The organism is Flavobacterium sp. FlaQc-52 (assembly GCF_044007495.1).
In the GTDB taxonomy this organism is placed as follows: Bacteria; Bacteroidota; Bacteroidia; order Flavobacteriales; family Flavobacteriaceae; genus Flavobacterium; species Flavobacterium cupriresistens.
This window is the reverse complement of record NZ_JBIPCV010000004.1, coordinates 306,912-328,301: the sequence shown is the minus strand read 5'-3', so window position 1 is coordinate 328,301 and position 21,390 is coordinate 306,912. Positions and strand designations below refer to the sequence as shown.

The window sequence follows — 21,390 nt, the reverse complement described above, 5'->3', positions numbered from 1 at the left end:
AAATGAAGATATGTAGTGTTAAAAAAAATTAACTTTTAATTAAGTTTTGCAGCCTCAGGCAGTAAAAGTTTAAAACTTGTTCCGGTATTAATTTCTGAAACAACACCGATTTCTATATGATGAAAAGAAGCAATACTTTTTGCAATAGCAAGCCCCAACCCTTGCCCATCTTGATCTGAACTGATTCTGGCAAATCTGTTAAATACTTTTTCAATCTGAGAGGCATCCATACCAATGCCGGAATCTTTGATGGAGATAAAATACTGCCCGTTCAAGAATCCGTCCGAAACAATGATTTCTCCTTTTTCTTTATTGTATTTAATTGCGTTCGTAATTAAATTGTAGATCAGAATATGAATCAGGGTTTTATTTCCTTTAAAACTAAAATCATGCTGCATTTCATTCGAAAAATGAATCCCTTTGTCTTCAATTCGGTCTTGAAGATCTTCCTGCATATCATTTACAATTTCACCAAAATGAATTGCTTCGTCTGTTGCATACTGATTGTTTTCTATTCGGGAAATCAGCAACAGATTATTGATGATCTTTTTGAGCATATCTAAAGTTCTGAGCGAGCCCGCAATTTTATCAACCGCCAGATCATCTAAAGACTCATTTTGCAATAGGTTTTCGAACTTATTTTTGAGCAGTGCAATGGGCGTAAGTAACTCATGGGAAACATTAGAAATAAATTGTTTTTCTTTTTTAAAAAGTTCCGCAATACGATCCATCATTTGATTCAGAACAAAATCAAGCTCTCTGAAATCACGCGATGTTGCTTTTATCGGTGTATGATCAAAAGCTTCGGGTTCATTGACCCGCCTGATTTTGGTATCTATAATTTTATAAAAAGGCTTCAATAAATATTCAATAAAAAAAGTATCTGCTAAAAAAGTAATTAAAAGAATGATCACAAACACAATAATAATAAAGAACCGGATGATAAAAGTAAGGTCTTTTATTTCGGCAAGACTGCTTCCAATCTCCAGTTTATAATTTTCATTGGCATAGGTAAAATGATGCTGTAGAATTCGATATTCATTTTCTTCACCTTCGATCACCCTGTAAGCATTACTGAAAGTCGTTTTCTTTTGATGGGACTTCGTTGTGGTTCTTGAAAGTACCAGAAATTCGCTGTGCAAAGTTGAAAACTGCGAATACGTATCTGTGGTATCACCCGTATTCTGGATAAAATTGTTGATTTCTTCCTTGTCCAAATGATCCAGGAACTTTTTCTCCTTTTCGACCAAACTATTGTTGATGTGCCTGTAAACTACTTTCTCGACCAAAATAGGCAACATTAACCACAAAATAAAGATCAGTAATAATCTTGACAGTGCGTTAAAAATAGCCAATTGGTGTTTTATTTTCAAAGTCGTTACTTTTTAAACATTAATTCGATATCCGACATTTCTAACGGTTTCAAACCAGCTAATATCGGTATGTTTGTCTAATTTTTTTCTAAGATTCCGAACATGGACATCAATAAAATTCGAGTCTGAATTTACCTCCAGTATATCTCCCCAAATGTGCTCCGTTAATTGCAATCTGGTAATGACCCGATTTTTATTCAAAACCAAATACTGAAAAATATCAAATTCTTTTTTTGTCAGATTGATCGGGATAGCGTCATAACTTACTTTATAATCCTGCAATTGCAGTGAGAAACCGTGTACTACTAAATCATTTAAAGTAAAACCATGCATTCTCCTGATCACGGCATAAAGACGCGCACTCAGTTCTGTTAAAGCAAAAGGTTTGGTCAGATAATCATCGGCACCCAAATGCAAACCATTTATTCTGTCGTCTAATTCTCCACGAGCCGTAATGACGATAACTGCCATTTTGGATTTCGTTTTTCGCACCGCTGTCAGAATTTCGAAGCCATCTCCGTCCGGTAAACCAAGATCTAACAGCATGGCATCGTACTCATTACAGCCGATTTCCTCTAATGCATCCGCACAATTATGAACCACTTTACAGACATAACCGCCATTGCATAAAAAATCATAGACCTCTACGGCAAGTTCTTTATTATCCTCAACAATTAAAATATTCATAGTTCAAAGTTCTAAAAGCAACTAAATTTAAGCAATTATGAAAAAATTAGCTCCTTATTATTTAAAAAATTAACGAATAAAAAAAGCTGACAAATTTCTTCATCAGCTTTCTCCATAATTATCCTTTCTGTTTTGCTTTCTTTACAATCCTTAAAAAGCAAAACAAAAACAACTTTTATTTTTTCATGTTTGCTGTTTCTGATTTCGGAGCTTCTTTTTTAGTAGATTTCGCTTTTTTATCCGTTTTGTGTTTTGGATGTTTGGTTGCTTTTGTCTCTTTTGTCGGAGTTGCTTTAATTTCTTTAGCGGGTCCCACTTTTACAGGAGGAAAAGCATTTACCATTGCTGTTGTACCTAAAATTGCTACGAGTAACATTAAAAAATTTCTCATGATTTCTATAATTTTGAATTAATAACCTTTTCAATTACAGATCAAATTTACTTCGAGAAAATGAAGAGAAAATGAAGAAACGAGACCACTAAAAAATTTTAACTTTAATTTATAAAAAAGCGGCCGAAATGCTCCAGCCGCTTCTTCTATATCAATTTTCGCTATCCTTTTAAAAACCTAATCCTAAAGTCATCGAAGTGACAGCCGGAGAAAAATCAACCGTTTTTGTTGCGGTACCGGTTGTCAGGTTAATTTTGTAAATAGATTGCGTAGTACTAACCGTTAATATAGCAAACGCTTCACCGCTATTTCCTCCTATATCAAAACCATTCATTCCTGTGGTCGTTACACCCAAAGCTCCCACTGGCACCAAAGTCCCATTATTTGGAGGGGTTTGTAGGTACAAATTATTATTTCCTGAATCAATTACAAACAACTGTGTCGAGGAGGCTTGTGCAAAATTATTGGTGTAAGCTGCTGCCGAAACGGAAGGTGTACCCGGATTCAGAAAACTATCTGTACCCACAACTGCTCCTGTGTCAGGATTCAAACGAAAATTTTGTCCCAAATTACTCACCAACCTTATTCGGTCTACGGTTGGATTAAAATCAAATCCGAAATTCTGTCCTGACAATATCGGCGATAATACGGAGCCAACCGCTGTTACCTGGCCGTTTGAAGTATTAACCGTTAGCAACCTGTTTTGATTGGTCACCGCATAAAGAGCTCCGTTTGAAGGTCTGAAATCCAACCCTACTACTTCCTCACTACTATTCATCCCCATCAAAGCAACCGAATTGGAAGTTCCTGTAACGGGATTTAATCGGTACAAAGAATTTGTTGCGCTTGTCGCATAGGCAATAGGTTTTGATTTAAATGCAACTTCAACAATTTGCTGTGTAAAAGTCCCAACCCATACAGCCTCTCCATTCGTTAAATTAATCGTATAAAGTCTGGATTCACTGCTTTTATTGTTAACCGCGATTCCTAAATTAGAATCCGGCTGTATATCAAACCCTCCTGTTCCTGAAAAATCTACTTTTAAACTTCCTACTTCCTGAAGTTTCCCATCATTTGGCGGATTCTGCAAGTATAATTTGTCCGTTGTATAATCGATATCAAATAATTGGGTTGTTGTACTTCCGGAGAAACTATTCGTGTAAGCAATGGCATCAACCTGAGTGCTTGCAACTCCATTGAGATTTCCGTCTGTTGACACAACAGTTCCGAGTTCGGGGTGTAATCTCAGATTTTTTCCATTATTAGAAATCAAACGCACACGATCAACCGTTGGATTAAAATCTATAGAAGAGGATGTTCCTTCGATCGCAGGAGAAAAAGAAGCCGCCCCAAGTGGTGTCGCTAATCCTGAATTTTCATTTATACTATACAATCTGCTTGTAGACCCTAGACCGTACAATTGTCCCGTTGCCGGTCTGTAATCAATACTCAGGATACTTTCGCCTGACTGCAATCCTGTTATCGTATAGGAACGAATGGGCATTTTTAAATCTTTAGCATTAAAATAAAAGACTTTATTATCATTGGACAAGGCAGTAAAATCTACCGGAGGTGCTGTACTTGGCATTGGCACGGGTTCTGGTTGCTGCACTGGAGTTCTATCGTCATCATTAGAACAGGCTCCAAAAAATGACATTAATCCCATCAATAAAAAGGATCTCGGCGTAAGTAAGGTATCTTTCATAATGTAGTGTTTTAATTAATTATCTACGACAAAAAAAACCTTTTGGTTTTCAAGCCTTTAAAGTTTTCGAAAACCAACAATCCATCCTTCTACTATTTTGGATTAACAAATAACAAAGCAATTTCTAACTTAATATTATAGTGATATTCGTAACTTTGAAAATTGAATTGATAAATTGTACTTATGTCGTCACAAAAACGCCTTTTTTTACTTGATGCTTACGCTTTAATATTCCGTGGTTATTATGCCTTCATAAAAAACCCAAGAATCAACTCCAAAGGAATGGATACGTCCGCCATTATGGGCTTCATGAATTCCCTTTTGGATGTTATTAGAAGAGAAAAACCGGATCATCTGGCTGTTGCTTTCGATAAAGGAGGAAGTGCACTTCGTAACGAGATATTCCCCGAATACAAAGCCAATCGCGATGTAACACCGGAAGCTATAAAAATTGCAGTGCCTTATATCTGCGAATTATTAAAAGCCATGCACATTCCTATTATTGAAGTTGCCGGTTTTGAAGCCGATGATTTAATTGGAACGATTGCCAAACAAGCCGAAAAACAGAATTACAAAGTTTTCATGGTAACTCCCGATAAGGATTTTGCTCAATTGGTTTCTGAAAACATCTTCATGTACAAACCGGCCCGAATGGGTAACGGAATTGAAATTTGGGGTGTTCCGGAAGTTTTGGCAAAATTTGAAATCGAAAGACCGGAACAGGTAATTGATTTCCTTGGAATGATGGGTGATGCTGCCGATAATATCCCGGGACTTCCGGGTGTTGGTGAAGTAACGGCTAAAAAGTTTTTAAAAGAATTTGGTACAATGGAAAACCTTTTGGCTAATACCGACAAGCTGAAAGGAAAAATGAAAGAAAACATCGAGGCCAACAAAGAAAAGGGACTACTCTCTAAAACTTTAGCCACTATTTTATTGGACTGCCCGGTTACTTTTGACGAAAATGATTACGAGCTAACACGTCCCGATATCGAAAAAACAGATGCTATTTTTCAGGAATTAGAATTCCGAAGAATGGCGGAACAATTTGATAATTTGTTTAAAACAGGTGGAGCACAAACTACGGAGACAACTCCTGATGCCAAATTATACAAGAAAGCGCAACCTAAAAACGAAGATCAGTTTGACCTTTTCGGAGCCGGTGATACCGCCGAAAATCCGGAAGCCGTAAGAACTTCTTTTTATACTACTTTAGAAAATACACCTCACTCCTATCAGGCTATTGAAGGCGATTTAGGTATTAAATTACTTTTACAAAATTTACAAAAACAGACTGCTGTTTGTTTTGATACCGAAACTACCGGTTTAGATGCTTTACATGCAGAATTGGTTGGTATTTCGTTTTCTTATGAAAAAGGAAAAGGACTTTATGTTCCGTTTCCGGAAAACCAGGAAGAAGCAAAAGCCCTGATTACCAAATTTATTCCGTTTTTTGAAAATGAGAATATTGAAAAAATCGGTCAGAATTTAAAATACGATTTAAAAATTCTTTCTAATTATGGTGTTACGGTAAAAGGAAAACTTTTTGACACGATGATTGCACATTATCTGATCAATCCGGATATGCGTCATAATATGGATATTCTAGCAGAAACGTATTTGAAATATTCCCCAAAACCAATTGAAGATTTAATTGGTAAAAAGGGCAAAAATCAAATCTCAATGCGTGATGTTGCTTTGGAAGACATCAAAGAATATGCTGCCGAGGATGCTGATGTAACCTTACAGTTGAAAGAAATCTTCACCACTGAATTAGACAAAACGGAAACCAAAAAACTATTTGACGAAATCGAAATTCCGTTAGTAAGCGTTTTGGCTGCTATGGAAACAGAAGGTATTCGTCTTGATGTTGAGTTTTTAAAAGCAATGTCTAAAGAAATGGATGTTGAGATTAAAACTTTGGAGCAAAATATCTACGAAACTGCGGGCGAGAAATTCAATTTGGCTTCTCCAAAACAGTTGGGTGATATTTTGTTTGATAAAATGAAAATTGGCGGTACCAAACAAAAGAAAACCAAAACAGGTCAGTACGCTACCGGTGAGGAAGTATTAACTTATTTAGCCAACGACAATCCGATTGTAAAAGAGATTCTGGATTGGCGTCAAATGGTAAAACTACAGAGTACTTATATTCTGGCTTTACCGGAACAAGTAGATAAAAAAAAACAAAGAGTTCATACCGATTATATGCAGACTGTTGCTGCAACAGGCCGTTTGAGTTCTAATAATCCGAACTTACAGAATATTCCGATTCGTACCGAAAGAGGCCGTCAGATTCGTAAAGCATTTGTAGCCCGTGACGAAAACCACACTTTGATTTCTGCGGATTATTCTCAAATAGAATTGCGAATTATTGCCGCTCTGAGTGGTGAAGAAAACATGATCAAGGCCTTCCAAAACGGAGAAGACATTCACAAAGCAACAGCTGCTAAAGTTTTTGACGTTCCTTTGGATGAAGTGAGCCGCGAACAAAGAAGTAATGCCAAAACAGTTAACTTCGGAATTATCTACGGTGTTTCTGCTTTTGGATTGAGTAATCAGACTTCCCTATCAAGAAGCGAAAGTGCTGCTTTGATTGAAGCATATTATAAAACCTATCCAAAATTGAGATCTTATATTTCAGAGCAAATCGAGTTTGCACGTGAAAAAGGATACGTACAAACCATTTTAGGACGTCGTCGTTACTTAAAAGATATTAATTCTGCCAACGCTGTTGTAAGAAGCGCAGCAGAACGAAATGCCGTGAATGCTCCTATTCAGGGAAGTGCTGCGGATGTGATTAAAATTGCAATGATCAACATTCATAAAAAATTAAAAGAAGAAAACTGGAAATCAAAAATGTTACTTCAGGTGCATGATGAGCTTGTGTTCGATGTTCACAATGACGAACTCGAAAAAATCCAGCCTATGATCAAACACGAAATGGAAAACGCTTTTATAATGGCGGTTCCGTTAGAAGTAGAATTAGGTTTGGGTAAAGATTGGTTGGAAGCACACTAAGATTATTGTAGATTTTAGATTGATGATTTTAGATTGATGATTTTAGATTCATCAATTTAATGAAATATTAAAAACTCCATTTGCTAGTAGTAAATGGAGTTTTTTTTGCTTAATTTTTTTAACAGTTGAAAAAATACAGATCATCGCTATTTTTACTATTTTTGAAAATATTATCCTACAAAATTAAATCATCACCCTTTAAAAGTATGTAGAATGTTGATGAAATTTTAAAAAAAACACCTCTTGAGATTATAAATCAATCGGGTATTGAATTTTTAAATTATGCGGAAATAATAAACCAATTTACAGATAACTATGAACCTGCTTAAATCTTCAGTTGTATTAGCCTTTTTTTTTGCTTTTTTCTCAAACCTCTTTTTCCCAAAACAAGGAAGACTATTATTTAAAGAAAGCCGGTTATACTAAAACTGTAATAACAACAAAAACCGACTCCATTTCTTTTTTAACTTCCATTAGTAACTCCATTTTACCAAAGGCTACGATTTTATTCATCCAAGGTTCAAATCCATTACCTATAATCTTCTATGATGACAAAAGCGTAAATTCAGCTATTCCTTTTGACGTTAAACCTTATCTTGAAAAATTTAATTTTGTAATAATTGCCAGAAAAGGAATTCCTTTAATAGGTTCTTACGAAAGAGATTCTAAAGGATATACAACTGAAAAAGGAAATATTCCCGATGATTACATTAAAAATGATAACCTAAATTATAGAGTTAATCAAGTCACAACCGTTATAGACAATTTATTTAAAAATAATAGCGTTAAAAAAGACTCTCTCTTTGTTGTAGGCCATTCGGAAGGCTATCGTGTAGCAGCAAAAGTAGCGGCAAATAACACCAAAATATCCAAATTAGTTTGCATGTCTGCTGATCCATTTAATAGAATAACGGAATACATATTAAGAGAAAGAGTCCAGTGTTTTAAAAACAATGACGATTCGGAAAGTCAAATTAAAATTGACAAATTAACTAGTGAATATAAAAACATCGAAAAAGACAGTAAAGAATTTAAAGACGACATTGATTTTACCAATTGGGCAAGTTATAACAGAACTTTAAGTTATGAAAGCTTTAAAAAATTCAAGAATCCCATCCTGATAATTTATGGAACAAATGATATTGGATCGGCACACAATGACTTACTCCCTTTTTTACTCCCGAAAAAAAATATTAAAATTAAAGCTTATCCAGATTACGGTCATAATTTCGAAAAACAAGAATTTGATTTAAATAAAAAAGAAACCGAAAGTACTTATCACTGGGATGAAGTTTTCAAGGATATAAAAGCTTGGTTGCTCCAATCACAATAAAATTTTACTACCCCAAAATAGTACCAAGCAAAAAAAATCCATTCGATTTGAATGGATTTTTTTTTGAACTATACTTTACGAGTTGATTCTCTTTCTTTTAATACCGTTTTGATTACGATGGTTTCATAATCTGAAGTTTCTTCTTCGTTTTCTTCGAGTCTTTTGATTAACCTTTTGGCAGCAACTTCACCAATCTCAATACCGTGTTGACTTACTGTTGTCAAACTTGGTGATAAACGTCTTGAAGCTAAAATTCCATCTGCAAAACCAATAATCGAGATATCTTCCGGAACTCTGTATCCTTTTTTCAATCCTACGCGCAGAGCTGCAACGGAGTCATTTTCATCCAAAGCAAAAATTCCGTCAATTTTTTGTTCAAAAATAGCATCAATTTTACTTTTCATATCCTCTTCAGAATCGGTTCTGAGGATGATTTTTTCGTTTATCGCAATGTTATTGTTCTCTAAAGCTTTCAAATAACCGTCAGCTCTCAATTTTCCAACACTTAAATTATCAACAGAAGAGATTAAGGCAATATTTTTACAACCTAAATTAATCAAATGTTGTGTCGAGTTTAAAGCAGAATCGTAATCGTCTACAACTACTTTATCACATTCTACACCTTCCGCAATTCGATCAAACATTACGATTGGCGTTCCATCATTTATAATTGCCGAAAAATGATTGTATTCCTGTAATTTTTGCGCTTCTTCTGAAACTGATAATATAAAACCATCAATGGTTCCGTTACTCAACATTTCCAGTGTATGAATTTCTTTTTCTAAAGATTCATTAGAAATACAGGTAATTACATTATATCCTTTTTTGTCTGCTACTTTTTCGATACCACTAAAAACCTTCGCAAAAAACGAGTTCAATATATTAGGTATAATAACTCCAATTGTTTTTGTTTTACGATTTTTCAAATTCAAACCAATCACATTCGGTTTGTAATTTTTCAATTTCGCGTATTCTTTAATCTTAATTTTTGTTTGCTCACTAATTTCAGGACTATCATTAAGCGCTTTAGAAACTGTTGATACAGAAACATTGAGTTCTTTTGCGATTTGTTTTAAAGTTGCTTTAGCTTTCATTCTATCATGTTTTATGGAATTAATACAAATATAGTAGAATTACTGAAATTACAACAAAAATCATCGCAGACTACATCAAAATCTTATCATGTTTTCCCTTATGTCTTAAGAGAATTATAAAAAAAATAAAAAATAAATCTAATTTCTAAAACTACTCTGTAAGAAAGCCCGTAAGTAACCTAATACGCAAAAATGCAATTCCTATTAATAACCATTTAAAAAAGTAATAATTATGAAAAACGAAGTACGAGTTCAAGAGGTAGACACTTCATTGAACAACAGAAGGAATTTTCTCAAACTAAGCGGACTAACTATTGCCAGTGCCGGATTACTTATGGCCGGATGTAGTGACAACAATGATAATGATGATCCTATAATAGATAATATGTTACCAGGAGTCAAAAACGGAAAATTCGATTTAGGAGCCGGAGATTTTGGCGTTCTGACCTACGCATATGCCTTAGAACAATTAGAGGCTGACTTTTATACCAAAGTGGTAAACGCTTCCAATTTCAACACCACCTTTAATGCTATAGAAAAACAAGTCCTTACTGATTTATATTACCACGAAGTAGTACACAGAGATTTCTTTAAAGCTGCTTTAACCGGCGGACTACCGGATCCGAGTTCTCAACTACTCCCTACATTAGCATTCAATTACGGCGCTTTAAACTTTAATAGTCGCAACGATGTTCTGGCTACAGCCAAAGCACTTGAAGATACCGGTGTAGCCGCATATAACGGGGCAGGAAAACTGATCAAAAATCCGGATTACTTATTGTTGGCCGGGAAAATTGTTTCTGTAGAAGCAAGACACGCCTCTGCCATCAGAAGTTTAATTAATCCGAATTCTAAAGATTTTGCCGGAGATGACATCATCAATATGACAACCGGATTGGATGACGCAAAAGATCCTTCGAAAATTTTAGCCATTGCAGGCGGATTTATCACAACTCAATTTACTGCTAAATATTTACCTTAATATAACCCAATTTAAAAATTAGAAATTATGAATATATTAAAATTTATAGAGTCTTTTACCAATGAGGGTATTATGACTAGCACAGGTTCAAGAAGAGACAGTTTTACACAATTTGGAAATCTTGGAAAAAATTTAGCATTTGCATCCATTCCATTCGGACTATCCGCATTGGCTAACAAAGCAATGGCAAAAGATATAACCCCTACTCCGGCAACACCAATCGGAGCCTTGCAGTTTGCATTAACTTTAGAATATCTTGAAAATGAATTTTATGCTATGGCATTAGATTCAGGAGTAATTCCCGCATCAGAAAATAGCGGTCGTGATTTGAAAGTATTTCAGCAAATTGCAGATCATGAAGCCGATCACGTAAAATTTCTAATTGCAGGTTTAGGTGGAACAATGAGTCCCAATTTTGTCCCTAAACCAACTTTTGACTTTACAGTTGGAGGCGCTTTTAATCCTTTTGGAGATTATCCGACCTTCTTAGCCTTAGCTCAGGCATTTGAAGATACGGGCGTAAGAGCCTACAAAGGACAGGCAGCAAATCTGATTTCTACACCTGATTTATTAACCGCAGCACTTCAAATACACTCTGTTGAAGCACGACATGCGTCTGAAGTAAGACGACTGCGTGGTTTAAAAGGATGGATTTCCAATAGCGAAAGAGGCGCAGGAATGCCCGCCGCAACACAAGCTGTCTATGATGGCGAAGGCCTTACGATGCAGGCAGGATTTAATACATCAACCTTATTTGGTGCCGCAGCAGGATCTGAAGCTTATGATGAACCACTTACTACACAGCAAGTTGTAGATATCGCCAACCTCTTTATAGTATAATTTACTTTTTTATCTGCCTTACTTGAAACCATCTTTACGTACTTTTGTAAAGATGGTTTTTTTATTGTTTTAGATAAAAAAATAGCTCCTGAAAATCAGGAGTTAAAATAATCTTTTCAGGTATTTGGTTTTAAAATAATTAATTGTACTTTTGCATCCCCTTTATTGGGGATGGAATGTTTAATTAAAATAATATTATGGACGCATTAAGCTACAAAACAGTTTCAGCTAGCAAAGCCACTGTAACTAAAGAGTGGATTGTTGTTGACGCTGAGGGTCATAACTTAGGACGTCTTGCTTCAAAGGTTGCAATGATCTTAAGAGGTAAGTACAAACCAAGTTACACACCGCACGTTGACTGTGGAGATAACGTAATTGTTATCAACTCAGAAAAAATTAACCTTACAGGTACAAAAATGAATGACAAAATTTACATGCGTCATACAGGTTACCCAGGAGGACAAAGAACTTTAACTGCTAAAGTATTGCAATCTAAAAACCCTGCATTATTAGTAGAGAAAGCTGTAAAAGGAATGTTACCTAAGAACAAATTAGGAGCTGAACTTTTTAGAAATCTAAATGTTGTTGTAGGAGCTGAGCACAAACAAGGAGCTCAAAAACCTAGAACTGTTAACCTAAACGATCTTAAGTAATGGGAGTTATTCACAAAATCGGTAGAAGAAAAACCGCTGTTGCACGTGTATATGTTTCTGAAGGAACAGGAAAAATCACTGTAAACAAAAAAGAATTCGCAACTTACTTTCCAACGGCAACTTTACAATACAAAGTTTTACAACCAATGTCTATGACAGAAAATGTAAACAACTTTGATGTAAAAGTAAACGTTTACGGAGGTGGTTCAACTGGTCAGGCAGAAGCTGTAAGAATGGCATTAGCACGTGTTATGTGTGAAGTAAATGCTGAAAACAGAGCTATCCTTAAACCAGAAGGTTTATTAACAAGAGATCCAAGAATGGTTGAACGTAAGAAATTCGGTCAGAAGAAAGCTCGTAAGAGATTCCAATTCTCTAAACGTTAATATTACCTGTCTTGTTCATTTGGGACAAGACATGATCAATTATTTATTGAAATTAAAAAACACAGTTGTTGTTGCTCTCCTACCGAGGTAGGAAATAGTTTAGCATCTAAATGTATAAAGCCTGGGAAACCGCCATTTATGCATTGCTAATCAACAGAACGTAAACTAGTACAAAAATGGCAAACAAAATAGAAGTAAAAGACTTACTAGAAGCAGGTGTTCACTTCGGACACATGACTAGAAAATGGGATCCAAATATGGCTCCTTACATTTATATGGAGCGTAATGGTATTCACATTATCAATCTATATAAAACTGCAGCTAAAATTGAAGAAGCTAACGAAGCTTTGAAAAAAATCGCTGCATCAGGTAGAAAAATCTTATTCGTAGCTACCAAAAAACAAGCAAAAGACATCGTTGCTGAAAAAGCAAAAGCTGCAAACATGCCTTACATCACTGAAAGATGGCCTGGTGGAATGCTAACTAACTTTGTAACTATCAGAAAGGCAGTTAAAAAAATGTCTTCTATTGATAAAATGAAGAAAGACGGTACTTTCATGACACTTTCTAAGAAAGAGCGTTTACAAGTTGATCGTCTACGTGCTAAATTAGAGAAAAACTTAGGTTCAATCGCTGATATGTCTAGACTACCTGCAGCATTGTTCGTAGTAGATATCAAAGCAGAACATATCGCAATAAAAGAAGCACAAAAATTAAACATTCCAGTTTTCGCAATGGTTGATACGAATTCTGACCCAAGAGAGGTTGATTACGTTATTCCTGCAAATGATGATGCTTCTAAATCAATTGACAAAATTTTATCTTTAGTAACTGCTGCTGTAATCGACGGTCTTTCTGACAGAGGTTCTGACAAAGAAACTGAAGCTACAACAGAAGATGCTACTGCTGCACCTGCTGCTGTAGAAGCTGCTCCAGCTGTTGAAGCTGCTGCTCCTGCTACTGAAGAATAAATCAAATTTTAAATTCCAAATTTTAAATTCCAAAATCCAAATAAAAATTAAAAACATTATGTTGATAATTTAATAAAATTGGAATTTGGAATTTAAAAGATGGAATTTTTACTTTTAACATTAAAATTCAAAATATTATGGCAACAATTACTGCTGCAGACGTAAATAAATTAAGACAAACTACAGGTGCCGGAATGATGGACTGTAAAAAAGCTTTAGTTGAAGCTGAAGGAGATTTCGATAAAGCGATACAAAACCTTAGAGAAAAAGGACAAAAAGTTGCTGCTAATCGTTCTGACCGTGAGTCTTCTGAAGGAGCTGCTGTTTCTTTTGTTAATGCTGATAAAACTAAAGGAGCGATCATCACTTTAAACTGCGAAACTGATTTCGTAGGTAAAAATGAAGCTTTCGTAACTTTAGCTAAAGAATTAGTAGAAAGAGCTATTAACTTTTCTTCTAAAGAAGATTTCTTAGCTTCAGATTTCAACGGAATTACTGTTGCTGAAAAACTAATTGAGCAAACTGGTGTTATTGGTGAAAAAATCGAAATCGGTGGTTTTGAAATTTTAGAAGGTGCTTTCGTTGGATCTTATGTTCACGTTAACAAAATTGCTGCATTAACAGCAATCTCTCAATCAGTTGACAACGCTGAAGTTTTAACTAAAGACATCTCTATGCAAGTTGCTTCTATGGGAGCTGATACATTATCTTACAAAGATTTTGATCCTGCTTTCGTTGAATCTGAACTTGCTGCTCGTATTGCTGTAATCGAAAAAGATAATGAAGAAGCAAAACGTTTAGGAAAAACTTTAAAAAATGTTCCTAAATATATTTCTTTCTCTCAATTAACTGAAGAAGTTATTAAACAAGCGGAAGAAGATGCTAAAGCTGAATTAAAAGCTGAAGGTAAACCAGAGCAAATTTGGGACAAAATTATCCCAGGAAAAGTACAACGTTTCATCTCTGACAATACTACTTTAGATCAAGAAAAAGCTTTATTAGATCAAAACTTTATCAAAGACGATAGTAAAAAAGTTAGTGATTATGTTAAAGGATTCAACGTTGAAATCACAGGTTTCAAAAGAGTTACTTTAGGTTAATATATTATTTTTTCAATACAAAAAGCCCGAATATTAATTTATTCGGGCTTTTTTATTACATCCCATTGGTTCTTTTAACCGCAAAGATTTTATGTGAATTGTAAAATGCGAAAAATCAAATCTATTTTATCCTTAGACGAACTTAATCATTTCACATTTTACATTTCAAGTCTTACTTCTTATCTGTAATAGGAAAATTTCTCGCTCTCATCAAAGCATCTGACTTAGGCGCTCTTCCTCTGAAGTTTTCATATGCTTTTTCCTGATCAATCGTATTTCCGGTACTAAAAACATTGTCATAAAGTCGTTTGGCAACTTCTTTATCGTAAGGTCCTTTTCCTTCTAAGAAAGCTTCATAAGCATCTGCATTTATAACATCTGCCCACAAGTAACTGTAATATCCTGCCGCATAACCGTCACTTGAAAAAATATGCCCAAACTGTGGGATTCTGTGACGCATTACAATCTCTGACGGCATATTTAGCGCATCTAAGGTTTCTTTTTCAAATTTATGAGGATCAATAGCCTCTGTTGCTAAGTGAAGCTTCATATCAATCAGTGAACTTGAAATCGTTTCAACTGTTGCAAAACCTTCGCCAAAATCGGCTGCTTTCTCTATTCGATCAACTAATGTCTGAGGCAGTGGCTCATTGGTTTTATAATGTAACGCAAATTTATTTAAGACCTCCGGAGTTGCCAACCAGTGCTCTAACAATTGAGAAGGAAACTCTACATAATCTCTTGCAACACTTGTTCCCGACAAACTTGGATAGGTAACATTTGAACATAAACCATGAAGTGCATGGCCAAATTCATGGAATAACGTAGTCGCATCCGACCACGAAATTAAAACCGGATCGTTTGCAGTTCCTTTAATAAAATTACAATTATTAGATACGATTGTCAGAATATCTCCGTCTAATTTTTGCTGATCACGGTAAGAATTCATCCACGCACCGGAACGTTTTCCTGAACGCGCATAAGGATCAAAATACCATAATCCCACTACTTTACCTGTTACCTTATTACTTACTTCCCAAACACGCACATCCGGATGATAAACCGGAACATCTGTGATTTGTTTGAATTTTAAATTAAATAATTCCCCGGCAACCCAGAACATTCCTTCACGTAAATTCTCTAATTGTAGATAAGGTTTCACTTCATTTTGATCTAAATCATACTTTGCTTTTCTGACTTTTTCGGCATAATAACGATAATCCCAAGGTTCAATCTTAAATTTCCCACCTTCAGTATCAACAATTTTCTGCATTTCAGCCACATCCTGCTGCACTTTTTCTACCGCAGGTTTCCAAACCGACATCATTAAATCTAATGTTTTCTGTGGGTCTTTTGCCATTTTATTAGACAAACTCCAATGCGCAAAGGATGGAAAACCAAGAATTTTTGCTTTTTCAGTACGCAATTTCAAAATCTCAACTAAAGTCGAATTAGTATCATTCTCATTTCCGTTATCTCCACGTTTCACAAAAATATCAAATGCTTTTTCTCTTAAATCCCTGCGCGTTGAGAACGTCAAAAAAGGCTCAATCGAAGAACGTGTATTGGCAACGCAGCCCATAACGTCTAATTTTCTTTCTTTTGCTTCTGCTATTGCGGCATTTTTTTCTTCAGCCGGAAGACCATCAAAATCAGCTTCTGTTTTTAAAGCTACATACTGATTGTTTTCTTCTGCCAATAAATTTTGATTAAATCGGGTAAAAAGCGTTGCTAGTTCTTTATTGATTTTAGCTACTTTTTCTTTGTCGGCATTATTTAATTTTGCTCCTTCACGAACAAAATCAGTGTAATACAACCAAATCAATCTTTGTTGCTCGCTGGTAAGTTTTTTACTTTCTTTTGAATTATATAGAGCCTCAATTCTTTCGAAAAGTTTTTTATTCTGATTGATTTTATCCGTAAACTCAGAAAATTTTGGAGACATTTCAGTATCCACAACATTAAATTCCGGACTGCTTATGTTAGATCTGTAAATCCCATAGACAGTAGAAATTCTTGTAATCGTTTTACCGGAGCGCTCTAAAGCCGCAATCGTATTATCAAAAGTTGGTGCTTTTGAATTATTTGCAATAACATCAACTTCATCCAGTTTCTCCTGAATAGCAAACTGAAGTGCCGGTTTAAAATCTGAAACCTTGTACAGATTAAATGCAGGAACTCCGCCATACGGACCTGTCCATTTTTTAAGCAACGGATTTTCAGTATTGGTTTGTGCGTTCGACGCAAAAAAGGTTGTCCCCATAAGAATAATTCCAATTATTTTTTTTGTTATCATCACTTTGTTGTGGTATAAATGAATTTTGTAATTCCTTCAAAAATAACTAAAAACAGCATTGCAAAGAAAATTTTAACTTCTCGTCCATTTTAAAAACCTTGGCCTAATTTAAATTCAAACTATCCCAACTTTTAAAGAAATAACTTAAATTTGACCCATCAATTATAAAAACACATGTTTAAAACCAGAAAAGAAATTGTCTTTGTTGTTCTTGCAGGAATTTTTATTACTAATGCAGTCGTCGCAGAATTAATTGGAGGAAAACTAATCCAGATTGGCCCATTTGTAATGAGTATCGGGATTCTACCTTGGCCAATTGTCTTTCTTACTACAGATTTGATCAATGAATATTTTGGAGAAAAAGGCGTTAAAAAACTTTCTTTTATAACAGCCTGCCTGATTGCTTATGCATTCCTGATCTTATTTATGGCGATTGTGGTTCCGGCCGCAAAAGGCATTAGTCCGGTAAACGACGAACAGTTTCAAGCTGTTTTTGGACAGAGTATGTGGATTATTGTCGGTAGTCTTATCGCTTTTATAATTTCTCAGCTAATTGATGTTTGGATCTTTTGGTTTTTTAAAAACAGAACAGGCGAAGGGAAAATATGGCTCAGAACCACGGGATCAACTGTAATCTCTCAATTATTTGATTCTTTTATTGTTCTTGGAATTGCTTTCTGGTTACCCGGAAAAATTGATTTTGACACCTTTATTTCATCTGGATTAACGGGCTACATTTTTAAACTTTCTGTTGCTATTTTACTGACGCCATTAATTTATCTTGGACATCACTTAATAAAGAAATATCTCGAGCAGGACCCTACTACTGAAGATAAAACCAAGACTACCGAAAAACAATAAGATCATCTTAAAATACTGACTCTTAAAATTTTGATGTGCTAATATTCTAAAAAATAGTTCAAATATCAGAGTTTTGAGAAGCAGAACCATTCCTATTTTATAACCAAAACCAACTAACAAAACCAAAACATGAAATCTAATGAAATTATTACTTTTTTACAAAACCACAATTACACCTACACTTCAAACAATAAAACAATAACAGTTAATCTTGAGCTATCACAAAATGTTCTGATTGATGTTTCAAATCCCGAAAAAATCATACTAAAAGACGAACTTGTTTTCTGGAATTTTTTAACCGGTGCCATCAAAATGAGTTTAAAAAACGCTATCGTATACAATTTTATATTAATTCTCTTTTTTGGCTTTTTATGTCATTATCTGGAATTTACAAATCAAAATTACACCAATTTATTTTTGATCCTTATCAGTTGGATTTTACTGTTCTCTACCTTTTATTTGATCAAATTAGAAAGTTTCAAACTGCAGCTTGCAACAGCAATAAAATAAAAAATCTTTTACAATACTTAAAATCTCAAACCTAAACCGCTTGAGATTTTTTTTTTATATTTGAAATAAAAATGGATTTAATAAGATGTGGCTGGTGCACTTCCAGTGAATTATACAAAAAATACCATGATGAAGAATGGGGCGTTCCCGTTTATGACGACGCATCATTATTCGAATTCTTAATCCTTGAAACTTTTCAGGCCGGTTTAAGCTGGATTACCATATTAAATAAAAGAGAAAATTTCAGAGCTGCCTTTGATCATTTCGACTATAAAAAAATCGCCAATTATCCCGAAGATAAAATCGAATCTTTACTTGAAGATACGGGAATTATTCGCAATAAATTAAAAATTCGTTCCGCCGTTACCAACGCACAGGCCTTTATAAAAATACAGGAAGAATTTGGAAGTTTCTCCGATTATATCTGGAAGTTCACCAACGGAAAACCTATACACAATACGCCAAAAACCTTAAAAGACGTTCCTGCGACCACACCTCTGTCTGACGAAATCAGCAAAGATTTAAAAAAAAGAGGCTTTAAATTTGTAGGTTCTACCGTGATTTACGCTCACATGCAAGCCACCGGAATGGTCAACGATCACGTCGGAGACTGCTGGACTCGGGCTTAGTTTTCAGTCGCAGTATTCAGTCGCAGTATTCAGTCGCAGTTTGCAGTCTCGGTTTGCAGTCTTGATCGTGAAAACTGTGACTGAAAACTGATTATTAAAAAAACTTTCTTACATTTGCTTCACACTTTAGGGGTGTCTGCAACATTGCAGGCTGAGATTTTACCCTCTGAACCTGATCTAGTTCATACTAGCGTAGGGAAAAGTAAGATGACTTTCTGATGCACTTTCATGTGCAATTGTAGCCATTCCTAGAGTAAAGAAATGCAGTAATGCCTTTCTTCAACACACTAAATCTAGAAGGAATGGAACTAAAAATCAACCAACAAATCAAACATTTCAATGCTGAAACACTTAGCGTTCAGTCATTGCTCGATCTCGAAATTCCGAACAAACAAAACGGAATTGCCATTGCTATAAACAGCACCGTAATTCCAAAACCTGAATGGGACTCTCATTTTATTCGGGAAACTGATGATATTCTGATTATTTCTGCCACCCAAGGGGGGTAGGAGTTAAAATTCCAATTTTTATAATTGTTGTGGGGGTAAATTCCAAATTCCAACCTCCGTAGAGACGCACTGCTGTGCGTCTCTACAATGCACCTCTCCAATGCGTCTCTTCGAGAAACCATTTCACATTTTACAACACACATTTTACATAAAAAAAATAAAAAAAATGACAAACGAAGAAAAAATATCCAGAACGCCATTTCCAAATTCCAAAAAAATATATGTGAATGGTGAAATACATCCAATAAAAGTCGCCATGCGTGAAGTGGCATTAAGCGACACGCGACTTTCTAATGGCGGAACTGAAAAGAATCCGGCGATAACTATTTATGATACCTCCGGTGCTTATACCGATCCGGATATCACCATTGACATTCGAAAAGGGCTGCCACGACTAAGAGAGGAATGGATTTTAGAACGAAATGATGTTGAAATCTTATCTGAAATAACATCCGATTACGGACAAATGCGATTAAAAGACGAAAACTTAAACCATTTAAGATTCGAATATTTACATCAGCCTAAAAGAGCTAAAGAAGGAGCAAACGTAACCCAATTGTATTACGCCAAACAAGGAATCATCACTCCTGAAATGGAATATATTGCGATTCGTGAAAACCAACGTATCGAACTTTTAAACGAACAAACCAAAGCCATGCAATGCCAACACGCAGGTCATAGTTTTGGAGCAAATACACCGAAAAGTAAAATTACACCTGAATTTGTTCGTAGTGAAGTTGCCATTGGACGCGCCATTATCCCAAACAACATCAACCACCCAGAAAGTGAACCGATGATTGTAGGCCGAAATTTCCTTGTAAAAATAAACGCTAACATCGGAAATAGCGCTGTGACTTCAACTATTGAAGAAGAAGTAGAAAAAGCTGTTTGGGCTTGCCGTTGGGGAGCAGATACGATAATGGATTTATCAACAGGAAAAAACATTCACGAAACCAGAGAATGGATCATTCGTAACTCTCCGGTACCTATTGGAACGGTGCCTATTTATCAGGCCTTAGAAAAAGTTAAAGGAATCGCTGAAGATCTAACATGGGAGGTTTTCCGCGATACACTAATTGAACAGGCAGAACAAGGAGTTTCGTATTTTACGATTCATGCCGGAGTTTTACTGCGCTACATTCACTTAACCGCAGAACGTGTGACGGGAATTGTTTCCCGCGGCGGATCAATCATGGCGAAATGGTGTTTGTTTCACCACAAAGAAAACTTTTTATACACTCATTTCGAAGAAATCTGCGAAATCATGAAACAATATGACGTCGCTTTTTCTTTAGGAGATGGCTTACGTCCCGGTTCTATTGCCGACGCTAATGATGCTGCACAATTTGCCGAGTTAGAAACTTTAGGTGAACTGGCAAAAATAGCCTGGAAACACGATGTACAAGTCTTTATAGAAGGTCCTGGTCACGTGCCGATGCATATGATTAAAGAAAACATGGACAAACAATTAGAGCATTGTAACGAGGCTCCTTTTTATACCCTTGGACCTTTAACAACGGATATTGCACCTGGTTACGATCACATTACATCTGCCATCGGAGCAGCTATGATTGGCTGGTACGGTTGTGCGATGCTGTGTTATGTTACACCAAAAGAACATTTAGGGCTACCGAATAAAAAAGACGTAAAAGACGGCGTAATCACCTATAAGATCTCAGCCCATGCTGCTGATTTAGCCAAAGGACATCCGGGAGCACAATATCGCGATAATGCCTTGAGTAAAGCCCGTTTTGAATTCCGTTGGGAAGATCAGTTTAATTTATCATTGGATCCGGACACAGCCAGAGAATTTCACGACGAAACACTTCCTGCTGAGGGTGCTAAAATTGCCCATTTCTGCTCGATGTGTGGACCAAAATTCTGCTCGATGAAAATATCACAGGAAATTCGTGATGTAGCTGCCGCAGAAAAAGGGATGCAAGAAAAATCAGAAGAGTTTATTGAACAAGGAAAAGAAATTTACATCTAAATGTTTATAGTGAAATGTAAAATGGGAGATGTAAAATGAGACAAGTTGTCGTCATTTCA

19 protein-coding genes and 1 riboswitch are annotated in these 21,390 nt (G+C 35.5%); of the genes, 13 read left to right on the top strand and 6 right to left on the bottom strand.

Features of this window, described 5'->3' with window-relative positions; genetic code table 11:
• Positions 1-35: 35 nt before the first annotated feature.
• The 4 genes from ACHRV5_RS10100 to ACHRV5_RS10085 all read right to left on the bottom strand — a co-directional run bounded on the left by ACHRV5_RS10100 (position 36) and on the right by ACHRV5_RS10085 (position 4,156).
• On the bottom strand, positions 36-1,373 hold the full coding sequence (locus tag ACHRV5_RS10100) for a sensor histidine kinase (RefSeq protein ID WP_395426650.1): 1,338 nt from the start codon (positions 1,371-1,373) through the stop codon (positions 36-38).
• A 12-nt stretch (positions 1,374-1,385) separates the two neighbouring features.
• Positions 1,386-2,060 carry a response regulator transcription factor gene (locus ACHRV5_RS10095; RefSeq protein ID WP_047773066.1) on the bottom strand — a complete coding sequence of 225 codons (675 nt, stop codon included), beginning with the start codon at positions 2,058-2,060 and terminating at the stop codon, positions 1,386-1,388.
• A 175-nt stretch (positions 2,061-2,235) separates the two neighbouring features.
• Complete coding sequence (locus ACHRV5_RS10090) at positions 2,236-2,451, bottom strand: hypothetical protein (RefSeq protein ID WP_395426649.1); 216 nt, start codon at positions 2,449-2,451, stop codon at positions 2,236-2,238.
• 169 nt (positions 2,452-2,620) lie between these two features.
• The gene (locus tag ACHRV5_RS10085) at positions 2,621-4,156 is read right to left on the bottom strand and encodes a DUF4394 domain-containing protein (RefSeq protein WP_395426648.1); all 1,536 of its coding nucleotides are present in this window, start codon (positions 4,154-4,156) and stop codon (positions 2,621-2,623) included.
• Between the two features lie 183 nt (positions 4,157-4,339).
• On the opposite strand from ACHRV5_RS10085, the gene polA reads away from it, so the two are divergent.
• Both polA and ACHRV5_RS10075 read left to right on the top strand, forming a co-directional pair.
• A complete protein-coding gene (polA, locus tag ACHRV5_RS10080) occupies positions 4,340-7,177 on the top strand; it encodes a DNA polymerase I (protein WP_395426647.1) in 2,838 nt (945 codons plus the stop codon).
• A gap of 355 nt (positions 7,178-7,532) precedes the next feature.
• Positions 7,533-8,510, top strand: coding sequence for a hypothetical protein (locus ACHRV5_RS10075; protein ID WP_395426646.1), 978 nt, complete (start codon positions 7,533-7,535; stop codon positions 8,508-8,510).
• A gap of 68 nt (positions 8,511-8,578) precedes the next feature.
• On the opposite strand, the gene ACHRV5_RS10070 is transcribed toward ACHRV5_RS10075, so the two are convergent.
• Positions 8,579-9,604, bottom strand: coding sequence for a LacI family DNA-binding transcriptional regulator (locus ACHRV5_RS10070; RefSeq protein WP_047773056.1), 1,026 nt, complete (start codon positions 9,602-9,604; stop codon positions 8,579-8,581).
• Between the two features lie 232 nt (positions 9,605-9,836).
• Here ACHRV5_RS10070 and ACHRV5_RS10065 point away from each other — a divergent pair, with 232 nt between their 5' ends.
• From ACHRV5_RS10065 to tsf, 6 genes are all read left to right on the top strand, one after another.
• On the top strand, positions 9,837-10,586 hold the full coding sequence (locus ACHRV5_RS10065) for a ferritin-like domain-containing protein (protein WP_047773054.1): 750 nt from the start codon (positions 9,837-9,839) through the stop codon (positions 10,584-10,586).
• Positions 10,587-10,613: 27 nt separating this feature from the next.
• Positions 10,614-11,426: a ferritin-like domain-containing protein gene (locus ACHRV5_RS10060; protein ID WP_395426645.1), complete on the top strand. Its 813-nt coding sequence runs from the start codon at positions 10,614-10,616 to the stop codon at positions 11,424-11,426.
• Between the two features lie 197 nt (positions 11,427-11,623).
• Entirely contained in the window at positions 11,624-12,079 is a 456-nt protein-coding gene (gene rplM / locus ACHRV5_RS10055) for a 50S ribosomal protein L13 (RefSeq protein ID WP_047773051.1), read from the top strand.
• Positions 12,079-12,465, top strand: coding sequence for a 30S ribosomal protein S9 (rpsI, locus tag ACHRV5_RS10050; RefSeq protein WP_007808909.1), 387 nt, complete (start codon positions 12,079-12,081; stop codon positions 12,463-12,465). The genes rplM and rpsI overlap by 1 nt, the downstream gene beginning before the upstream one ends.
• A gap of 176 nt (positions 12,466-12,641) precedes the next feature.
• Positions 12,642-13,436 (top strand): 30S ribosomal protein S2, encoded by a 795-nt coding sequence (rpsB, locus tag ACHRV5_RS10045; RefSeq protein WP_047773049.1) that lies wholly within the window; start codon positions 12,642-12,644, stop codon positions 13,434-13,436.
• Positions 13,437-13,573: 137 nt separating this feature from the next.
• Positions 13,574-14,536: a translation elongation factor Ts gene (gene tsf, locus ACHRV5_RS10040; protein ID WP_047773047.1), complete on the top strand. Its 963-nt coding sequence runs from the start codon at positions 13,574-13,576 to the stop codon at positions 14,534-14,536.
• A gap of 172 nt (positions 14,537-14,708) precedes the next feature.
• Here tsf and ACHRV5_RS10035 read toward each other — a convergent pair whose 3' ends face one another.
• On the bottom strand, positions 14,709-16,832 hold the full coding sequence (locus ACHRV5_RS10035) for a M3 family metallopeptidase (RefSeq protein ID WP_395426644.1): 2,124 nt from the start codon (positions 16,830-16,832) through the stop codon (positions 14,709-14,711).
• Between the two features lie 174 nt (positions 16,833-17,006).
• Here ACHRV5_RS10035 and ACHRV5_RS10030 point away from each other — a divergent pair, with 174 nt between their 5' ends.
• The 5 genes from ACHRV5_RS10030 (at position 17,007) to thiC (ending at position 21,331) form a co-directional block, all read left to right on the top strand.
• A complete protein-coding gene (locus ACHRV5_RS10030; protein ID WP_395426643.1) occupies positions 17,007-17,693 on the top strand; it encodes a queuosine precursor transporter in 687 nt (228 codons plus the stop codon).
• Positions 17,694-17,822: 129 nt separating this feature from the next.
• Positions 17,823-18,203 (top strand): hypothetical protein, encoded by a 381-nt coding sequence (locus tag ACHRV5_RS10025; protein WP_230004504.1) that lies wholly within the window; start codon positions 17,823-17,825, stop codon positions 18,201-18,203.
• Positions 18,204-18,274: 71 nt separating this feature from the next.
• A complete protein-coding gene (locus ACHRV5_RS10020; RefSeq protein WP_395426642.1) occupies positions 18,275-18,832 on the top strand; it encodes a DNA-3-methyladenine glycosylase I in 558 nt (185 codons plus the stop codon).
• A gap of 118 nt (positions 18,833-18,950) precedes the next feature.
• Positions 18,951-19,048, top strand: a riboswitch (TPP riboswitch).
• A gap of 86 nt (positions 19,049-19,134) precedes the next feature.
• Positions 19,135-19,341 (top strand): sulfur carrier protein ThiS, encoded by a 207-nt coding sequence (gene thiS, locus ACHRV5_RS10015; protein ID WP_047773278.1) that lies wholly within the window; start codon positions 19,135-19,137, stop codon positions 19,339-19,341.
• Between the two features lie 166 nt (positions 19,342-19,507).
• A complete protein-coding gene (thiC, locus tag ACHRV5_RS10010) occupies positions 19,508-21,331 on the top strand; it encodes a phosphomethylpyrimidine synthase ThiC (protein WP_047773040.1) in 1,824 nt (607 codons plus the stop codon).
• Positions 21,332-21,390 lie beyond the last annotated feature (59 nt).

Coding starts and splice junctions, on each gene's coding strand:
- rpsI (WP_007808909.1), top strand. CDS start 12,079: ATGGGAGTTATTCACAAAATCGGTAGAAGAAAAACCGCTGTTGCACGT.
- ACHRV5_RS10020 (WP_395426642.1), top strand. CDS start 18,275: ATGGATTTAATAAGATGTGGCTGGTGCACTTCCAGTGAATTATACAAA.
- rpsB (WP_047773049.1), top strand. CDS start 12,642: ATGGCAAACAAAATAGAAGTAAAAGACTTACTAGAAGCAGGTGTTCAC.
- ACHRV5_RS10090 (WP_395426649.1), bottom strand. CDS start 2,451: ATGAGAAATTTTTTAATGTTACTCGTAGCAATTTTAGGTACAACAGCA.
- ACHRV5_RS10095 (WP_047773066.1), bottom strand. CDS start 2,060: ATGAATATTTTAATTGTTGAGGATAATAAAGAACTTGCCGTAGAGGTC.
- thiC (WP_047773040.1), top strand. CDS start 19,508: ATGACAAACGAAGAAAAAATATCCAGAACGCCATTTCCAAATTCCAAA.
- rplM (WP_047773051.1), top strand. CDS start 11,624: ATGGACGCATTAAGCTACAAAACAGTTTCAGCTAGCAAAGCCACTGTA.
- polA (WP_395426647.1), top strand. CDS start 4,340: ATGTCGTCACAAAAACGCCTTTTTTTACTTGATGCTTACGCTTTAATA.
- ACHRV5_RS10065 (WP_047773054.1), top strand. CDS start 9,837: ATGAAAAACGAAGTACGAGTTCAAGAGGTAGACACTTCATTGAACAAC.
- ACHRV5_RS10085 (WP_395426648.1), bottom strand. CDS start 4,156: ATGAAAGATACCTTACTTACGCCGAGATCCTTTTTATTGATGGGATTA.
- ACHRV5_RS10070 (WP_047773056.1), bottom strand. CDS start 9,604: ATGAAAGCTAAAGCAACTTTAAAACAAATCGCAAAAGAACTCAATGTT.
- ACHRV5_RS10030 (WP_395426643.1), top strand. CDS start 17,007: ATGTTTAAAACCAGAAAAGAAATTGTCTTTGTTGTTCTTGCAGGAATT.
- ACHRV5_RS10025 (WP_230004504.1), top strand. CDS start 17,823: ATGAAATCTAATGAAATTATTACTTTTTTACAAAACCACAATTACACC.
- ACHRV5_RS10060 (WP_395426645.1), top strand. CDS start 10,614: ATGAATATATTAAAATTTATAGAGTCTTTTACCAATGAGGGTATTATG.
- thiS (WP_047773278.1), top strand. CDS start 19,135: ATGGAACTAAAAATCAACCAACAAATCAAACATTTCAATGCTGAAACA.
- ACHRV5_RS10035 (WP_395426644.1), bottom strand. CDS start 16,832: ATGATAACAAAAAAAATAATTGGAATTATTCTTATGGGGACAACCTTT.
- tsf (WP_047773047.1), top strand. CDS start 13,574: ATGGCAACAATTACTGCTGCAGACGTAAATAAATTAAGACAAACTACA.